1 rRNA gene is annotated in these 238 nt (G+C 52.5%); it reads right to left on the bottom strand.

Annotation, left to right across the window (positions count from 1 at the left end):
* Window positions 1-238 (bottom strand): 16S ribosomal RNA (locus tag HMPREF2647_RS05130); the annotation flags it as partial.

Raw genomic sequence — 238 nt, 5'->3', positions numbered from 1 at the left:
CCCAGGCGGAGTGCTTAATGCGTTAGCTGCAGCACTAAGGGGCGGAAACCCCCTAACACTTAGCACTCATCGTTTACGGCGTGGACTACCAGGGTATCTAATCCTGTTTGATCCCCACGCTTTCGCACATCAGCGTCAGTTACAGACCAGAAAGTCGCCTTCGCCACTGGTGTTCCTCCATATCTCTGCGCATTTCACCGCTACACATGGAATTCCACTTTCCTCTTCTGCACTCAAG

This window comes from Staphylococcus sp. HMSC035D11 (assembly GCF_001836075.1).
GTDB classification, from domain to species: Bacteria; Bacillota; Bacilli; order Staphylococcales; family Staphylococcaceae; genus Staphylococcus; species Staphylococcus hominis.
Note: the sequence above shows the minus strand (reverse complement) of the source record. Positions and strands in the feature narration are given on the sequence as shown.